Annotated in this window: 13 protein-coding genes; 9 read left to right on the top strand and 4 right to left on the bottom strand. The window is 61.3% G+C overall.

Annotation, left to right across the window (positions count from 1 at the left end; all coding sequences use genetic code 11):
- The first annotated feature begins 221 nt into the window (after nucleotides 1-221).
- Together argH and T5B8_RS13980 are read left to right on the top strand one after the other, a co-directional pair.
- Nucleotides 222-1,622, top strand: coding sequence for an argininosuccinate lyase (gene argH / locus T5B8_RS13985; protein ID WP_353179692.1), 1,401 nt, complete (start codon nucleotides 222-224; stop codon nucleotides 1,620-1,622).
- Nucleotides 1,623-1,686: 64 nt separating this feature from the next.
- Complete coding sequence (locus tag T5B8_RS13980; RefSeq protein WP_353179691.1) at nucleotides 1,687-2,199, top strand: DUF1269 domain-containing protein; 513 nt, start codon at nucleotides 1,687-1,689, stop codon at nucleotides 2,197-2,199.
- A gap of 1,005 nt (nucleotides 2,200-3,204) precedes the next feature.
- Here the strand turns inward: T5B8_RS13980 and T5B8_RS13975 are convergent.
- Nucleotides 3,205-4,071 carry an NAD(P)-dependent oxidoreductase gene (locus T5B8_RS13975; protein WP_353179690.1) on the bottom strand — a complete coding sequence of 289 codons (867 nt, stop codon included), beginning with the start codon at nucleotides 4,069-4,071 and terminating at the stop codon, nucleotides 3,205-3,207.
- A 71-nt stretch (nucleotides 4,072-4,142) separates the two neighbouring features.
- Here T5B8_RS13975 and T5B8_RS13970 point away from each other — a divergent pair, with 71 nt between their 5' ends.
- Complete coding sequence (locus tag T5B8_RS13970) at nucleotides 4,143-7,355, top strand: DUF748 domain-containing protein (protein ID WP_353179688.1); 3,213 nt, start codon at nucleotides 4,143-4,145, stop codon at nucleotides 7,353-7,355.
- A gap of 788 nt (nucleotides 7,356-8,143) precedes the next feature.
- On the opposite strand, the gene speA is transcribed toward T5B8_RS13970, so the two are convergent.
- The gene (gene speA / locus T5B8_RS13965) at nucleotides 8,144-10,012 is read right to left on the bottom strand and encodes a biosynthetic arginine decarboxylase (RefSeq protein ID WP_502950801.1); all 1,869 of its coding nucleotides are present in this window, start codon (nucleotides 10,010-10,012) and stop codon (nucleotides 8,144-8,146) included.
- Nucleotides 10,013-10,089: 77 nt separating this feature from the next.
- Here speA and speE point away from each other — a divergent pair, with 77 nt between their 5' ends.
- On the top strand, nucleotides 10,090-10,935 hold the full coding sequence (speE, locus tag T5B8_RS13960) for a polyamine aminopropyltransferase (protein WP_353179685.1): 846 nt from the start codon (nucleotides 10,090-10,092) through the stop codon (nucleotides 10,933-10,935).
- A 47-nt stretch (nucleotides 10,936-10,982) separates the two neighbouring features.
- Here the strand turns inward: speE and T5B8_RS13955 are convergent, their stop codons facing one another.
- Nucleotides 10,983-12,023, bottom strand: a complete 1,041-nt coding sequence (locus T5B8_RS13955; RefSeq protein ID WP_353179683.1) for a hypothetical protein — start codon at nucleotides 12,021-12,023, stop codon at nucleotides 10,983-10,985.
- 280 nt (nucleotides 12,024-12,303) lie between these two features.
- Between T5B8_RS13955 and T5B8_RS13950 the strand changes: the two genes are divergently transcribed.
- The 4 genes from T5B8_RS13950 (at nucleotide 12,304) to T5B8_RS13935 (ending at nucleotide 14,319) form a co-directional block, all read left to right on the top strand.
- Entirely contained in the window at nucleotides 12,304-12,501 is a 198-nt protein-coding gene (locus tag T5B8_RS13950; RefSeq protein WP_353179681.1) for a CsbD family protein, read from the top strand.
- Nucleotides 12,502-12,566: 65 nt separating this feature from the next.
- Entirely contained in the window at nucleotides 12,567-13,502 is a 936-nt protein-coding gene (thpD, locus tag T5B8_RS13945) for an ectoine hydroxylase (protein WP_353179680.1), read from the top strand.
- A gap of 74 nt (nucleotides 13,503-13,576) precedes the next feature.
- Nucleotides 13,577-14,014, top strand: a complete 438-nt coding sequence (locus tag T5B8_RS13940; protein ID WP_353179679.1) for a host attachment protein — start codon at nucleotides 13,577-13,579, stop codon at nucleotides 14,012-14,014.
- A gap of 128 nt (nucleotides 14,015-14,142) precedes the next feature.
- On the top strand, nucleotides 14,143-14,319 hold the full coding sequence (locus tag T5B8_RS13935; protein ID WP_209059367.1) for a DUF1328 domain-containing protein: 177 nt from the start codon (nucleotides 14,143-14,145) through the stop codon (nucleotides 14,317-14,319).
- Nucleotides 14,320-14,371: 52 nt separating this feature from the next.
- Here T5B8_RS13935 and T5B8_RS13930 read toward each other — a convergent pair whose 3' ends face one another.
- Entirely contained in the window at nucleotides 14,372-14,992 is a 621-nt protein-coding gene (locus tag T5B8_RS13930) for a response regulator transcription factor (RefSeq protein WP_353179677.1), read from the bottom strand.
- A gap of 137 nt (nucleotides 14,993-15,129) precedes the next feature.
- On the opposite strand from T5B8_RS13930, the gene T5B8_RS13925 reads away from it, so the two are divergent.
- Complete coding sequence (locus tag T5B8_RS13925; protein WP_353179676.1) at nucleotides 15,130-16,371, top strand: two-component system sensor histidine kinase NtrB; 1,242 nt, start codon at nucleotides 15,130-15,132, stop codon at nucleotides 16,369-16,371.
- Nucleotides 16,372-16,423 lie beyond the last annotated feature (52 nt).

Here is a 16,423-nt window from a genome sequence, read left to right as displayed (position 1 = left end):
TCGCTCACCGTCCGTGGCCTCATTCGCATTGCCCAACCCAGCAGAAAAACAACAGGTCTTTTATCGGCGCGAAAAGCCGCGGCTGCAAATGCGCGCTTTACCCCGATCAATAGGCCGAACCGCCTGCAACGCATGGGATGCAGCGATCGCGTTGCTATACTCGCGCGCCAGAAGCGGCGTATTGCGCCGCACACCACTCGATGCAGCAGCGAGCACAGCGCATGACCCAACACACCCGCCACAACGCCGGCCATCAGACCTGGGGCGGCCGCTTTTCGGAAAGCCCCGACGCCCGTGTTGCCGCGTTTACCGAATCCGTATCCTTTGATGCCCGTCTGGCGGCCCACGATATTCGCGGCTCGGTCGCCCATGCCCGCATGCTCGCGAAAGTCGGCGTACTCACCGACGCCGAGTTCAGCGAAATCGAAGCCGGCCTGAAGGCCATCGGCGCGCGTATCGCCGCGGGCGATTTCGAATGGGACCCGGCGCTCGAAGACGTACACATGAATATCGAAGCGCGTCTGACCGCCGACATCGGCGCGCTCGGCAAGAAGCTGCATACGGGGCGCAGCCGCAACGACCAGATCGCCACCGATATCCGCCTGTGGCTGCGCGATGCCATCGATGCTCTTATCAGCGAGCTTGAACGCCTGCGCGGCGCGCTCATCGATGTGGCCGAGCGCGAGGCCGATACCATCATGCCCGGCTTCACCCATATGCAGGTCGCCCAGCCGGTGACCTTCGGCCACCATATGCTTGCCTGGCAGGCCATGCTCGCGCGTGACACCGAACGCCTGCGCGATATCCGCAAACGGGTGAATCGCCTGCCGCTGGGCGCGGCCGCGCTGGCAGGCACGACCTTTCCCATCGACCGTGAGATGGTCGCCGCAGAACTGGGCTTTGACAGCGTAATCGACAACTCGCTGGACGCGGTGTCCGATCGCGACTTCGCGATCGAGTTCGTCTCGGCCGCCGCGCTGATCATGACCCATCTGTCGCGTCATTCCGAAGAACTGATTCTCTGGATGAGCCCGGCCTTCGGCTTCGTCGACCTGCCGGATCGCTACTGCACTGGCTCGTCGATCATGCCGCAGAAGAAAAACCCGGACGTGGCCGAGCTCGTACGCGGTAAGACCGCCCGTGTGAATGGGCATCTGGTGAGCCTGCTCACACTCATGAAAGGCCAGCCGCTGGCCTACAACCGGGACAATCAGGAAGACAAGGAACCGATCTTCGACGTCGTCGACACGGTCATGAACAGCGTCGTCCTGTATGCCGACATGATGCCGCATGTGGTGGTGCACGCCGATGTCTGTCGCGAAGCCGCGCGCAAGGGTTTTTCCACTGCAACCGATCTGGCCGACTATCTCGTACGTCAGGGTGTAGCGTTTCGCGATGCGCATGAAATCGTGGGCAAGAGCGTGCAGTACGCCATTCAGGCCGGATGCGATCTGGCCGAACTCGACCTGGCCACGTTGCGCGGTTTTTCCGAGGCGATCGGCGAAGACGTCTACGAAGTGCTCACGCTGGAAGGCTCGGTTGCCGCACGTGATCATATCGGCGGCACCGCGCCGGCCCAGGTGCGCGCCGCGGCCCACCGCGCACGCGCGGCGCTGAACTAGTCGATCACGGAACCCGACGGCTACGCCACGGTCTTATATTCATTGCCAGATACACCGGAGAAGCATGTCACGTCGTCTTTATTTCCTCGTACCGAATATCGATACCGCCCACGCGGTGGTCGACAAACTCAAGCAAAACGATGTATCCGAAGACGATATGTCGGTCGTCGCCCGCGATAGCGTACAGACCAGCGGCCTGCCCCAGGCCGATGTGTCCCAAACCTCCGATCTGGTCGGTTCGGCCGAACGCGGCGCCGCCGCCGGCGGGGTAACGGGCGTGGTCGCAGGCCTGGCTGCCATGGCCTTTCCGCCGGCCGGTCTGGCCATCGGTGGCGGGCTGGTCGCGGCCACCGGTGTCGTCGGTGCCGGCTTTGGCGCCTGGGCCTCGAGCATGATCGGCATTCGCCACGACAACGAACAAATCGAAACCTATGAAAAAGCCCTCGACGACGGACAGGTTCTGATCATGGTCGATGTCGCCGCCGAACGCGTCGACGAAATCGAACGCGTCATCCAGCAGGCCGCACCGAGCGCCAAGATCGAAGGCACCGACGCCCAGGGCAAGAGCGCCAACTGATACCGGCGTCGCCCCGCTCGCTCTTAACAAGGCCGGCAATCATCGCCGGCCTTTTTTTCGGCCGCGACCTTCTGGGTCGTCGTTAGCGAAAAAAATTGTCCGCGAATGAACGCAAATAAACGCGAATGAAAGCCGATTTCTGGATGCTAACCGGCGATCACGTCGCGTAGTACCGCCATGGCCCACGCCCTGCCCTATTTGCATTTATTTGCGGACTAACCCTGCCATCGCGGCTCTCTGGGCTTCGTTCCCCGGAACGATCCGCAGATTACGCCGATTTCACAGACTGAAGACGGCAAGTCACGCCTATCGGCGGCACGTCGCTATCGTGGCCTCGGGCAATCGACCTTAATGCCGACTCGATCAAATCTGCGCAATCTGTGTAATCTGCGGATCAACAAGACGCAGGCTAAAAGTCAGCCCACGTCGTCGTTCAGACGTCTCTCATGGCATGCGGCGCGCCTTCTTATTATTTGCGTTTATTCGCGTTTATTTGCGGACTAACCCTGCATACCCGGCCTCCAAGCTTCGTCCCTCGGAGCGATCCGCAGATTACGCCGATTTCACAGATTCAAGACGGCGAGTCACACCTACCGGCAGGAAGTCGCTATCGCGTCAATGCCGACTCGACCAAAATCTGCGCAATCTGTGTAATCTGCGGATTTTCCTTCAAAGAAATGTCTGCGAATCAACGAGACGCAGGCTACAAGCCCCGTCCACTTGCGCGGTCACACCTCTCACATGGCGTGCGGCGCGCCGTCTTATTATTTGCGTTTATTCGCGTTTATTTGCGGACTACCCCTGCCATCGCGGGCCTTCAGGCTTCGTCCTCGGAGCGATCCGCAGATTACGCCGATTTCACAGATTAGAAGACGGCAAGTCACGCCTACCGGCAGCACGTCGCTATCGCGTCAATGCCGACTCGATCAAAAACTGCGCAATCTGCGTAATCTGCGGATTGTCTTCAAAGAACCTTTCGAAAAAGTTCTGATGCCGCGGCCAAGATCAGCGGTCGAACAGATCGCGGCGGGCGCGGTAGAGCGCAGAGATGTCTTCGTCGCCGTAACCCTGTTCGATAAGCTGTTCGTACTCGGCCCGCGTCTGGGCCGACAGGGGCAGTTTGCCGCCGTTGAGCTCGGCCATGTGCAGGCAGATGCCGAGATCCTTGTGGTGGTGCTTCATCTTGAAACCCGGGTCGAAGATATCCTTGACCATGGTCTTGCCGCGGTGGTTGACGAACCAGTTACCGGCCGCGCCGGAGCCGACCACGTCGACGACCTTGTCCAGCGGCAGATCGAGTGCGGCGGCAAAACGCATGCCTTCGCATACGGCCTGATTGATACCCGCACACAGAATCTGGTTGACCGCCTTGGTCGCCTGGCCGGTGCCGACCTCGCCCATATGGGTAATGCTCTTGCCCATGGCGTCGAGCACGGGCTTGACGCGTTCGAAAACCGCCTCATCCGCGCCGACCATGATCGAGAGCGTGCCGTTCTTGGCGCCTTCCGTGCCGCCGGAGACCGGCGCATCGACGAATGCAGCCCCTTTTTCGGCCACACGGCGGGCCGCTTCGCGGGCCGTATCGCTGGCCACCGTCGAGCAGTCGATGACGACATGATCTTCGCCCAGTTCCGGTACCAGCGCATCGATCATGGCGAGCACGTCGTCGTCGGCACTCACACACATGACAATTGCCTGGGCGTGCGCGGCCGTTTCGGCGGGCTTGCTGACGGCGTCGACGCCGTATTCCTGGGCGAAGGCGTCGGCTTTTTCGGCCGTGCGGTTGTAGACCGCGGTCAGCAGGCCCGCGGCCTGGAGGTTGGCGGCCATGCCGTAGCCCATGCCGCCGAGGCCGATAAATGCAGTTTTCATAGCGAACGTGTGTCGGGAAACGAAGCCTCGATGATAAAGTTTGAAACCCCGGTGGCCAATCTCGTAACGCAATGAAATTTTCACGGCGCACAAAAGGCGCTCTTGTCGCGCTGTGCCTGTTCGCCGTGCTGCTTGCGGCTGCCGCGCTGTGGCTGCCTTCAATCGTTGTACGCGGGCTGACGCTGCACTATCTCGAGCAGGCCGGCATGCAGGCCACGATCGGCGATGTCGATGTCAATATCGTGACTGGCACCGTGGTCTATGACGATATTCAGGCCAGCGCCGCCGAAGGCGAACAGATCGCCATCGGCCGACTGGCGCTGTCGCTGGCGTACGCGCCGTTGTTGTCCAAGCGGGTGGTGCTCGAACACCTGGCCATCGAAAACGGCGCGTTCGATATCCATCGCGACCGTGACAATACGTTGCGCGTGGGCGGTTATCCGATCGGCGCAAGCGATAGCCAGGCCACATCGCTGGACTGGGGTATCGCCCTGCAACACGTCGTGCTGCGCGGGCTGCGCGTGCACTACAGCCAGCCCGCCAACGGCGAGCAGCGCGCCATTGATCGGGAACTCGTGCTCAACGATTCCAACGCCCGCGATGTGGTCAGCTGGCAGCAGAACAACGACGTGCCCATGGACGCCGATGTCAGCGTCGGCGACAGCCATATCCGCCTCAGTGGCCGCGTGACACCTTTCGGCGATCGCATCAGCGGTCATTTCGAACTGGTGACCGAACGGTTCGCGCTGGAACTGATCGCGCCGTTGGCCTCGGCCGGCGGGTTGCGCGAACTCACGGGCCTGGTCGACAGCGATCAGCAGATCGATTTCGAATACGACTCGGCGAGCGCACTCGCGGTCTCCATGGATGGCAAGGCCCACGGCCGTCAATCGGTACTGGCACTCAACAACGGGCCTCGCCTGCGCAGCGGCGGACTGAGCTGGCAGGGCAAGATCGACATGCAGCTGTTTCGCGCGCAGGGGCAACCGGCCACGATCACGAGCAATGGCGCTATCGATGTCGATGGTTTCACCCTCGACAACGGCGACAGCTTTCAGCTCGAACAACCCAAGGCCCATTGGCAGGGCAAGACCACACTCACGCTGGCCAAGGCTACCCAGCTGGCACTCGACGGCGCCTACCGGGCCGACAAGCCGGTACTCAAAAGCGGCGCGACCACGCTACGCACGGCCGGGCTCGATTGGAAAGGCACACTCGACAGCGCGTTCGCCCCGAACACCAGCGAACTGAAGCTCAGCGGCCGTATCGATGCCGAAAAGCCGACCCTTGTCAGTGCCGGCACCACGGTAAAGAGCCCGCGGCTGAGCTGGCAGGGCCCCATCGATACGCGGCTGGCCCAAAGTACGCATATCCACGGCGATGGCCGGCTGGACAGCGGCGCGCTGACGATCGATAGCGACAGCCTGCACGCCGACACCGCCGCCGTGAACTGGCAGGGCAAAATCACCTTCGCCGGGCTCGACGATATCGACACCGACGGGCGTCTAAAAAGCGATCGCCTGGCCCTGGCCTCGCCCGGCGCGCTGGACATGGTGCTGGCCAAGCTCGACTGGCAGGGCGCGATCGATATCGACACCGGCGCGACCACCCGTATACAAAGCGATGGCAAGCTCGACGCGATTCGGCTGACGTTCGATGTGCCTGAATCAGCGCTGTTCGAAGCCAACGATGTGAGTTGGCGTGGCAGCACGGTATTCGATATCGCCACGCTATTCGCACGGCAGGCACGGGGGCGCGTGATCGGCAACGACGCACGGCTCGAGCTACCCGGACAACCGCTGGCACTAACCGCCGACCGCATCGTGTTCAACGGCGCGTACAGCGAACAACCGGCCGGCGGCGCGCTCAGGCTCGCCATGGACGGCGATATGGCCAGCCAGAATTTCCGCGCCCAGAACACGGCACTCGATGCGCCCTGGCTGGCGCTGCGCGATACCGAAGTGCACCGTCTCGTCATCGACGGTATCGACGATATCGCCTTCGACAGCCTCAGCAGCAAGGGCGTACGCGTACTCGGCGATACCGATACCAGCGCAGCCGTGCTACAGGCCGTATCCACCACGGTGCGTGGTTTTCGCCTGTCCGATCTGGCCTATTACCAGGTCGGCAATATGGACATTGACGGCGCCAATATTCATGTTCGCCGTGATGCCAACGGCATGGGCGTGATGGCGCAATATTTCGCCGGCCCCGACGATGACGCGACCGACAACGCCACAACCGACGCCGAGCCCGGCCCCGGCACCCGCTACGCGATCGATCATCTATCGCTGACCGGTTCGCAGATCGTGTTCAACGATGTCGCGGTCACGCCGAACGTATCGCTACGCGGTTCGGAACTGGAGTTCAATCTCGACGGGCTGGATACCGGCCATCCCGATCAGGATGCCAGCTACCGGCTGGCGCTGGATGTGGGCGAATATGGCCATCTCGACAGCCGCGGCAAGATTGCGCCGCTGGCCACCGGCGGGCTGGAAATGGATATCGATGCCTGGCTGCGTTCGCTCGCGCTGACGCCGCTGTCCGGTTATCTCAATGCCGCGATGGGCCGGCGCATCGCCAACGGCGTGGCCGATGGCACACTCAATCTGTCCGCCACCAACGGCCAGCTCGACGGTATTCTGGATACGACGTTGTCGAATTTTCGGCTGATCGAGACACCCGGCGAAGAAACCGAGATCGTGCTGGGTATTTCCATGGATACCGCGCTGGCACTGGTGCGCGGTCAAAGCGATACCATCCACTTTCAAACCGCAATTCTCGGCGACGTCACCAACCCCTACTTCTCGATTCGCAACCTGGTCCGCGAAGCCGTGCTCGCCGGTCTGCGCACCGCGATCATGAGCGACTACTCGCCGGTGGGGCTACTCAACAAGGCCAAGAACGCGCTGCTGAGCATCGGCCGGTCGCTGGTGTCGCAACCGGTGGTGTTCGTGCCCAATCGCGACTATATCCGTCCCGACGATCGGCCCTATCTTGGCAAGATTGCCCAGAAGATGACCGAAAAGCCGGGCCTGCGGCTGACCATCCAGGGCCATGCCACGCCGGCCGACGCCAAGGCCATGTCGCTATTCGGCAGCGCTACCATCGATAGCGACAACGAAGATGCGCTGCATGCACTGGCGCGCCGCCGTGGAAAAGCGGTACGCGATTATCTGGCCGCACGCGATGTCCTGCCCCAGCGCTTCACCCTCGCCGACCCGGTGATCGATCGCGACGAGGACGCCCAACCGCGCGCGACCTTGTCGTTATCCGCCAAGTAAATACGCCAGGGCACCGCAGCACGCAGCCCCTGTCAAAAAAAACTGAGTCGTCTGCCTCATCCGCGGATTTTGTATTAAAAACAGTCCGCGAATGAACGCCAATAAAGGCGAATGGAGGACTGTGCCAAAACTGGTCCTGCACGAGCGCCGGGCGTCGTTGCCCGGACAACGATCCGCAGATTACGCCGATTTCACAGATTGATTTGAGACCCTATGACGCCAGTAGCGGATCGCGCGTGTCGTCAGACCGTGGCGCCGAAACACGCAGCGACTATCAAATAATCTGCGTCATCTGCGCAATCTGCGGATCCTGTCTTGAAAAACAGTCCGCTAATGAGCGCCAATAAACGCGAATGAAAGACATGGGCCCCGTGGGTGTCGATTCGGCATTGCTTCCAGCCTAATCAACGGCACCCTGCCCGAAACCTGTCCCTGTACGAGCACTGGGCTGCGTTGCCTGGACAACAATCCGCAGATTACACCGATTTCACAGATTGACTTAAGAACGCCGGGAGCCAGTAGCGGATCGCGCGTGTCGTCAGACTTGGGCGCCGAAGCACGCAGCGACTGTCAGATAATCTGTGTCATCTGCGCAATCTGCGGATCCTGTCTTGAAAAACAGTCCGCGAATGCACGCCAATAAACGCGAACAAAAGACGTTAGTGAACAGAGCCTGGCGACCAAGTCAGGTATTGCTTGGCCACCTGACTTAGCTTCAAAGCCACCTCGTCGGCCTTATTTGCGTGCATTCGCGTTCATTCGCGGACCATGCTTTGCTTCAGCAGCGCTTACGATTCGACAAGGTAGGTGTAGCCCGCAAGCCCGGCTTCGAGCAGGGCTTCGGTTTCGCGCTTGAGCCGGCCGCTCAGGCCGGAGGCGGCCAGCTTGCGCCGGTAGGCCGCGCGCAGATCGTCGGGCTCGAAATGGACATAGCGCAGCAGTTCGTCGGTGCGATCGCCCTGCTCGGCATCGGCCAGGCGCCAGCCGCTGTCGCTCGCGTCGTCGATTTCGATATTGACCACATCGGTATCGCCGAACAGGTTGTGCATATCGCCCAGGTTTTCCTGGTAGGCGCCGACCATGAAGATGCCCAGCCGATAGGCTTCATCCTGGCGTAGCGCATGCAACGGCAGCGTGGTATCGACGCCGTTTTCGTCGACATAACGGTCCAGCCGGCCATCGGAATCACAGGTCAGGTCGCACAGCCGAGCGCGCTCGTCGGGGCGCTCGTTGAGTCGCGCCAGCGGCATCACCGGAAATATCTGATCCAGCGCCCAGACATCGGGCACCGACTGGAATACCGAGAAATTGACGAAATACTTGGCCGCCAGCTTTTCCTGGGCAGCGGCGACGGCGGTGCGTTCGTCGTCGTTTTCGGGGGCATGCGCAGCCACCGCACGATAGGTCGATATTGCCTGTGCCTCGGCCTCGGCGCGTTCGGCCAGACCGATATCGCCGGCCAGAAAACGCGCCTGCGTATCGGCCATTCGCCGTTCGGCGCGATCGAGCGTGGCGCTGGGCGACAGCGTCGAATCAAGCGCATCCGGCGCCGGCGTACTGGCCAGTTCGCTGTCGATGACCTGAGTGAGCAGTACGGCATGGTGGGCAGTCAATGCACGGCCGGATTCGCTGATCAGATCCGGCATGGGCAGGTCGAAGCTGCGGCACACCCGTGCAAGCGCGCCGACCACGGCGTCGGCATAGTCGGGCACGCCGTAGTTCATGGAACAGAACGAGCGCGCGCCGCGGCCTTCGTAGTCAACCGCCAGCCCGCCACCGACATCCACGCATTCCAGCGGCGCGCCGAGCGCGCGCAGGCCGCGATAGAGATGGGCGGTTTCGTCCATCGCCCGCGACAGCGCGCCGTGATCGGCCACCTGCGAGCCGACATGCACATGCAGCATGCGTACGCAGTCGGCATAGCCGAGCTGTTGGAGCTGTTCGAGCGCGGCCACCACCTGGGTGGCGGTCAGGCCGAACTTGGATTTCTCGCCGCCGGTGTTCTGCCAGTGGCCCGCGGCGACACTGGCCAGGCGCACCCGCAGGCCGATGGTCGGGCGCAGGCCCAGTTCGTCGGCGATTTCGGCAATGGGTTCCAGCTCGGAGGGCTTTTCCACCACGATATACACGCGATGGCCGAGTTGCTGGCCGATCATGGCCAGGCGCAGAAAGGCCCGGTCCTTGTAGCCGTTGCACACGATCACGCTCTGCGGCGCGGCCAATGCGAGCACGGCCATGAGCTCCGGCTTGCTGCCGGCTTCCAGCCCGGCACGCACGCCGCCCGAAGCCACGAGCTGTTCGACGACCGCGCGCTGCTGATTGACCTTGACCGGATAAACCACCGTATAGCGGCCATCGTAGTCGTGGCGTTCGCGCGCGGCTTCGAACGCATCGCAGAGCCGGTTGATACGGTCGCCGAGAATATCGGTAAAGCGCGCCAAAACCGGCAAGCGCAGGCCGGCCTGCTGGATTTCATCGGTCAAGCGGTCGAGATCGATTGCCGGCCCGCCCTTTTGCGGCGTGACGGTCACCGCGCCACGATCGTTGATATCGAAATAGCCGTCACCCCAGGTGGCGACGCGATAAAGCGCGCGGGCGTCATCGATCTGCCAGTCGGCAGCGGCATGCGGGGTTGGTTGGGGTCGGGACATGGACATTGTATTTGCGTGGCTGGCTTATACTGCGAGGCGATTCTGGCTTGATGGACGCGCGTACGCGCAGACAAGGACAACGCATGGTACTCGACGAGAACTGGTATACCGAAGCAAGCAACGATCTGGGACTGGGCTTTTCGTTACGCATCAAGGCCAAGCTGCATGAAGAACAGTCGCCTTATCAGACCATTGCCGTGTACGAAACCGAGACCTTCGGCCGGCTTCTGACCATCGACGGGCTGGTGATGCTCACCGACCGCGACAATTTCGTCTATCACGAGATGATGACCCACCCGGCCCTGTTCGCCCACGGCGCAGCGAAAAACGTGGTGATCATCGGCGGTGGCGACTGCGGCACCCTGCGCGAAGTGCTCAAGCACGAAAGTGTCGAGCGTGCCACCCAGATCGAGATCGACGAACGCGTGACCCGCATCGCGGAAGAATATTTTCCCGCGCTGTGCGATGCCAACGACGATGCACGCGCCACGCTCGCCTTCGAGGACGGTGTGGCGTGGATGAACAACGCCCCGGACGCCAGCGTCGACCTGATCATCATCGACAGTACCGACCCGATCGGCCCGGCCGAGGGCCTGTTCAATGAAGCGTTCTACAAGCAGTGCCACCGCGTGCTTGCCCAGGGTGGGCTGCTGGTCCAGCAAAGCGAATCGCCGTTGGTACACAGCGAACTGATCGGGGAAATGCATGGCGGGCTGCGCGCGGCCGGCTTTGCCGATACCCATCTACTGAGCTTTCCCCAGCCCAGTTATCCCACCGGCTGGTGGTCGGCCACACTGGCCGCGCGCGATACGCGCACGTTGTACGCACCGCAAGGCGATCTGACCTTGCAGACGTTCTACTACACACCGGCCATGCATAACGCCGCGTTTGCGCAGCCGGCCTTCATGGCCCGAATTCTGGCCGACTGAACAGGCGACGGCGCCAGCCATAGCGCCGGCGCCGCGCTCGTTGCGTCTTATTCGCCGGCCTCGCCCAGCGCCTTGTCGAAGGCATCCGATTCGTAGAACGCGCCCAGACGCCGGCGTACCAGCTCCTCGAGCAGCCCCCTTTCGGCCAGACCTTCGATCACCGGCGGGGCCAGGGTTTCGGCCTCCTGACGCAGCAGATCGCGATTGACACCGACGTCGCCCAATACGTCGGCCAGCGTACGGCTGCCGTTGCGCTCGAAATACGACACCACCGCAGCATCCACCAGTTCGCCGACGTACTGGGTCTCACGCAGTTCCTGCCAGATACGCAGCCCGTAATCGATGAGCTTCTGAAGCTCGTCGCTGTCGACCACATCCTCGATCGACAGCTTCTTGTCCTGGACCTCGGCCCAGATTTCCGCGGCGATCGCGCGGATGCGCTCTTCGTCGAGGGATTCGATCAACAGTTCCTGACTGCGCGCCAGCGTCTTGGCCGTATTGTTTTCGATATAGGAGCGCACCCGTTTTTCCACCTGCGCTTCCAGGCCGGGCATACGTTTGCTCAGCGCACTGCTCGAACCCTTGAGCAAGGACGACACACCGGGAATCGACTTGATGGCACCGGTGTCGGAGAAGATGTAGTCCTTGATGCCCTGATAAAGCACATCCGAGGCCAAGGCGGTATAGACCGGGCTATCCAGCGCGCGGGTAATCAACCGCGCACGCAAGGCCTCGAGTTCGACGAACAGCGATACGCCATCGTCGAACAGCTGTTCGTCAATAACATCCTGTACCCGCGTATTCTTGTTCACATCGTGGCAGATCAGGTCGTCGGCGATACCGCCGATCACGCCGGCCAGATCGTCGGGCAGTGACATGTCCAGGGCCAGGCGTTCGGCCGCGCCGCGTACCGTATCGACCGAAACAACGGTTTCCAGACTCGTCTGATCGGCCCATTGCCAGAACGCATCGACTTCGTCCTGCAAGCGCTTGACCGCGCCCTTTCCACGCCATTGGTCGAGCTCGAAGGCCACGTGGGCTTCGAAGATTGCTTGCGCGGTCGAATTCATCTTTTGCGACTGTGTCATAGGTCAATGCAACGATTGGATGGTTCGGCGAGCTTACGCGTTATTGGCGGGCCACGAAATATCCATGTTCATGCCTTGCGGCCAGGGCGGCCGCCGGCGCATACGCCAGTTCGTTAAAAACAGCTGCCCAACCGGCCGACCGGTATTGCGCGCTACACGTACACCACGCTGGGCGCGTTCCTGCGCGCCAGAAATTCCTTAGGTATTAGCCCGTATTGAGCCGGTGCGGGCAGGCGCTTACGTTGACGATGCTGTTTTACACATGAGCAAGGACAACGCCATGAACGAAGATCAATTCGAAGGCAAATGGGACCGTATGAAAGGCAAGGTGCGCGAGCACTGGGGCCGCCTGACCGATGACGATGTCGAAGAGGTCAAGGGCAAGCGTGAAAACATGCTCGCCAAGATCCAGGAAAAATACGGCGACACCAAGGAAGCGGCGGAACAAAAACTCGCCGAATTCGAACGCAAGTTCTAGCTCGCCGCGGGCTTGCATACCGGCGCCGGTAACGGCGCCGGGTCGTTTTCAACCGGAGGCAAACGATGCGAAACGACGACTATATAACGCGTACGAGCCGTCCCGAGCCGCGCTACCTGCGCCGGGATCCGGTCGTACATTCGAATACCCATGACCGCTGGCAGGGCCCTCTCGACGAAGTGGCACTGTCGAGTTTCGAACGCGACGGTTTTCTCTGGTTCGAAGGCTTTTTCTCTCAGGAACGCATGACGCCGTTCTTTGACGAGCTCGAGCAGATGAGCCACGACGAAAAGCTGCTCAAGCAGGATGGCGTGATCCGTGATCCGAAATCGGGCGCGGTGCGTTCCGTGTTCGACATGCACCGTATTTCCGAGCGCTTCGCCGAGCTCACGCGTGACCCGCGTATTCTGGGCATGGTGCGTCAGCTGCTCGGCGGCGACGTGTATATCCACCAGTCGCGAATCAACGACAAATACGGTTTCCAGGGCGCCGGTTTCGACTGGCATTCGGATTTCGAAACCTGGCATGCCGAGGATGGCATGCCGCGCATGCGCGCGATCAGCGCGTCGATCATGCTCACCGACAACAACGAATTCAACGGCCCGCTGATGCTCATTCCGGGCTCGCACCATCAGTTCGTGCCCTGTGTCGGCCAAACGCCCGATGACAACTGGAAGAGCTCGCTCAAGGCCCAGGAAGCCGGCGTGCCGAGTCAGCAGAACCTGCAGGCCCTAGCCCAGCGTGGCGGCATTCAGGCGCCCAAGGGCCCGGCCGGCTCCCTGCTGTTGTTCGAATGCAACGTATTGCATGCGTCGAACTCCAATATGTCGCCCTGGCCGCGCTCGAACCTGTTCTTCGTTTACAACAGCGTCGAAAACGCGCTCGAGCAGCCCTTTGCGGCGGATAAGCCACGGCCGTCGTTCCTGGCCAATCGGGATCGGCCCGAGGCCTTGGAAATGCATGACCCGTACCGGGATGTTCGATTCGCCAAGTCGGCGTGAATATGTAACCGTTCGATAGCGTGGCGGCGTGCGCGTCGCCCGCTCGTATTCGACCCCAAGCCAAGGAGAAAATCATGGCGCAACAATGGATCGTTGTGGGTGATGCGGCGCGTGCCCGCATTTTTGGCCGCAACGGCGCCGGTAGTGGTCTGACGCTCGTCGACACCCTGACCCACGAAGAAAGCCAGGCCCACGAAGGCGATCTGCGTACCGGCGGCAAGGGTGAAGTACACGACAGCGGTGGCTCGAGTGTGCATCAGGCTGATCCACAGACCAGCACGTCGGAAAAACATGCCGACATCTTCGCCAAACAGGTCGTCGAGCGGGTCAAGGCGGGGCACAACGACGATGCCTTCGACGCACTGATCCTCGTGGCCGATCCCTCTTTCCTCGGCCGGCTGCGTGACAAGCTCGACGGCCCGCTGGAAAAGACGGTCACCAAGACCATCGACAAGAACTGGGCTCAGCACGACGCCGAGCAGATCGAAAAACAGCTGGCCAATCAACTGTAATAGGTCTACGACAATATTTACTTGCCGAATACAAATTTCCGGCATACTGGCCATGCAGCATGCTTGCGCCACGGTCCGACCGTGGCGCTCTTAATCAGGGCGCTGCACACACAATCAAGGAGAACATCATGCTGGGTTGGGCAATCACTTTCTTCATCGTCGCTATCGTCGCGGCGCTGTTCGGCTTCGGTGGCATTGCCTCGGGCGCGGCCGGCATCGCGAAGATTCTTTTCTTCATCTTCCTGGTGCTGTTCGTGATCGCGCTCGTATCCAACGCGGTGCGCGGACGCGGGCCCAAAATATAGGCTAGGCGCAATATCCGGACGCCGCCGCCTGTCGGCGGCGTCCATGCCCGTGTCAGTCTTCGGGCGTATCCACGAGGTGGCCTGCCGAAATCCAGATACGCACGAGGTGCGGCAGCGATTCGGCATTGAGCTTTTGCATGATATGCACACGATGGGTTTCGACCGTGCGTGCGCTGATCCCAAGCTGACCGGCGACCTGCTTGTTGGCCAGGCCTTCGACGATCAAGGCCATGACCTGTTTTTCGCGCGGGGTAAGCAATTCGATGAGCGTGGCATGCTGGCGCGCTTCGCGCAGCGCCAGATCGTCGGCATCGGTGGCGCGGGACAACCGGCGCACCTTTTCCAGCATGCCTTCCGGTGAAAACGGTTTTTCGACGAAATCGACCGCGCCCAGTCGCATCGCGGCCACCGCGTGTTCGATATCGCCATAGGCGCTCATCATGATCACGCTGAGCGCCGCGTTTCGTGACACGAGTTCCCTTTGCAGGGCGAGGCCGTCCATATCCTTCAAACGCAGGTCGATAAGTGCAACACCGCGACGCGGCGCACGCACATTCAGGAAGGCTTCGGCACTGGAGTAGCACTCGACATCGAAACCCGCATCGCTTAGAAGCCCTTTAAGCGATTCGCGAATCGCCGGATCATCATCGACGATATGTATGACAAACGACACCGCGCCCCCAATCTGCTCTGAACACTATGACCTTGGCTAGCGACGATCTTTTTAATGTATTGAGCCTATTTTGACAAGGCAAAACAGCCGATAGAGCATCCGACCCCCGTATTTACGCGCCGCGATGGAATGACGCCATGAACAACATCGAGTTCGAAAACGCCAACCGCGAACAACCCGATACGCTCGAAGCCGCCCACGCGCGTATCGCCCAGCTCGAACAACAGCTGCAAGCCGAGCAACAAAAGCGCCATCATATCGAAGCCAACGAGCGCTGCTTTCGCGAACTTGCCGAGCATATCCAGGAAGTTATCTGGATGACCGACGAAACAGGCGATCGGCTCGTCTATGTTTGTCCAGCCTACGAAAAAATATGGGGACAGAACTGCGAGGATCTCTACGACGATCCGAGCGAACGGCTCGCACGCGTACATGAAGAAGACAAAAACCGGGTGCTCGAGGCCTTTCAACAGCAGGCGCTCAGTGGCGACTACGACGAGATCTATCGCATCGTCCGGCCCGACGGCGAACTACGCTGGATTCGTGATCGCGCCTTTCCCGTGGAAAACGATCGCGGCGAGGTTTACCGGCTGGCAGGGCTGGCCCTGGATATCACCGACCGGATCGAATTCAACGATCGTATCTCCAACCTGCAGAGCAGCATCAACAGTCATGACCGCATGAGCGTGTTCGCCACGCTCGGCACCGGCCTGGCGCACGACCTGAGCCAGCCGCTGACCGCGGCCCGCAACTTCATCGCCCGTGCGCGTATGGGCTTTACGTCCGACGCCGACGAAATGCGCCAGACCCTCGAACGCGCCGACAGCGAAATCTCGCGCGCAGTGGCCATTATTCATCATCTGCGCGATTTCGCCCGCCAGGGGCGGCCCACTCGCAAGAACCAGCTGCTGGGCCCGATCATCGACGATGTGCACCAGATCCTGGACCCCGCATTGCGCGCCAACGACATTCGCTACGACGGCCCGTCCGTGGCGTCGCTGGACGGACTCTGCCTGCCGGTCGACGAAGTATTTATCCAGCAGATACTGCGCAATCTGGTCACTAACGCGATCGATGCCTTCTCGGAAGGCCAGACGGCATCCAAAACGGTCGCCGTCAACGTGGTGACCGACAACGCCGATCATATCGATATCGAAATCAGCGACAACGGCCCCGGGGTGGATGAGTCGGTCGAGGTATTCGAGCCGTTCACCACCACCAAGGCCGATGGCGTGGGCCTGGGCCTGGCCGTCAGCCGCACGCTGGCGCGCAGCCACGGCGGTGACCTCATACTCACGTCACACGGTCGTGCGGACGCTGACCCCCATCACGATCGCACCGTGTTCACCTTGCGCCTGCCGCGACGTCAGGCAGCGTAGAACCGCCGGGTACTAGATGGATCCGGATCGCGAGGCCGCCGGGCCCAACCGC

The sequence above is a fragment of the Salinisphaera sp. T5B8 genome (assembly GCF_040361255.1).
Classification (GTDB): domain Bacteria; phylum Pseudomonadota; class Gammaproteobacteria; order Nevskiales; family Salinisphaeraceae; genus Salinisphaera.
Note: the sequence above shows the minus strand (reverse complement) of the source record. Positions and strands in the feature narration are given on the sequence as shown.

Bases quoted from the DNA above. Each gene is read 5' to 3' on its own strand.
- argH (WP_353179692.1), top strand. From the start codon at position 222: ATGACCCAACACACCCGCCACAACGCCGGCCATCAGACCTGGGGCGGC.
- T5B8_RS13950 (WP_353179681.1), top strand. From the start codon at position 12,304: ATGAACGAAGATCAATTCGAAGGCAAATGGGACCGTATGAAAGGCAAG.
- T5B8_RS13980 (WP_353179691.1), top strand. From the start codon at position 1,687: ATGTCACGTCGTCTTTATTTCCTCGTACCGAATATCGATACCGCCCAC.
- T5B8_RS13975 (WP_353179690.1), bottom strand. From the start codon at position 4,071: ATGAAAACTGCATTTATCGGCCTCGGCGGCATGGGCTACGGCATGGCC.
- T5B8_RS13940 (WP_353179679.1), top strand. From the start codon at position 13,577: ATGGCGCAACAATGGATCGTTGTGGGTGATGCGGCGCGTGCCCGCATT.
- thpD (WP_353179680.1), top strand. From the start codon at position 12,567: ATGCGAAACGACGACTATATAACGCGTACGAGCCGTCCCGAGCCGCGC.
- T5B8_RS13970 (WP_353179688.1), top strand. From the start codon at position 4,143: ATGAAATTTTCACGGCGCACAAAAGGCGCTCTTGTCGCGCTGTGCCTG.
- T5B8_RS13935 (WP_209059367.1), top strand. From the start codon at position 14,143: ATGCTGGGTTGGGCAATCACTTTCTTCATCGTCGCTATCGTCGCGGCG.
- T5B8_RS13925 (WP_353179676.1), top strand. From the start codon at position 15,130: ATGAACAACATCGAGTTCGAAAACGCCAACCGCGAACAACCCGATACG.
- speE (WP_353179685.1), top strand. From the start codon at position 10,090: ATGGTACTCGACGAGAACTGGTATACCGAAGCAAGCAACGATCTGGGA.
- T5B8_RS13955 (WP_353179683.1), bottom strand. From the start codon at position 12,023: ATGACACAGTCGCAAAAGATGAATTCGACCGCGCAAGCAATCTTCGAA.
- speA (WP_502950801.1), bottom strand. From the start codon at position 10,012: ATGTCCATGTCCCGACCCCAACCAACCCCGCATGCCGCTGCCGACTGG.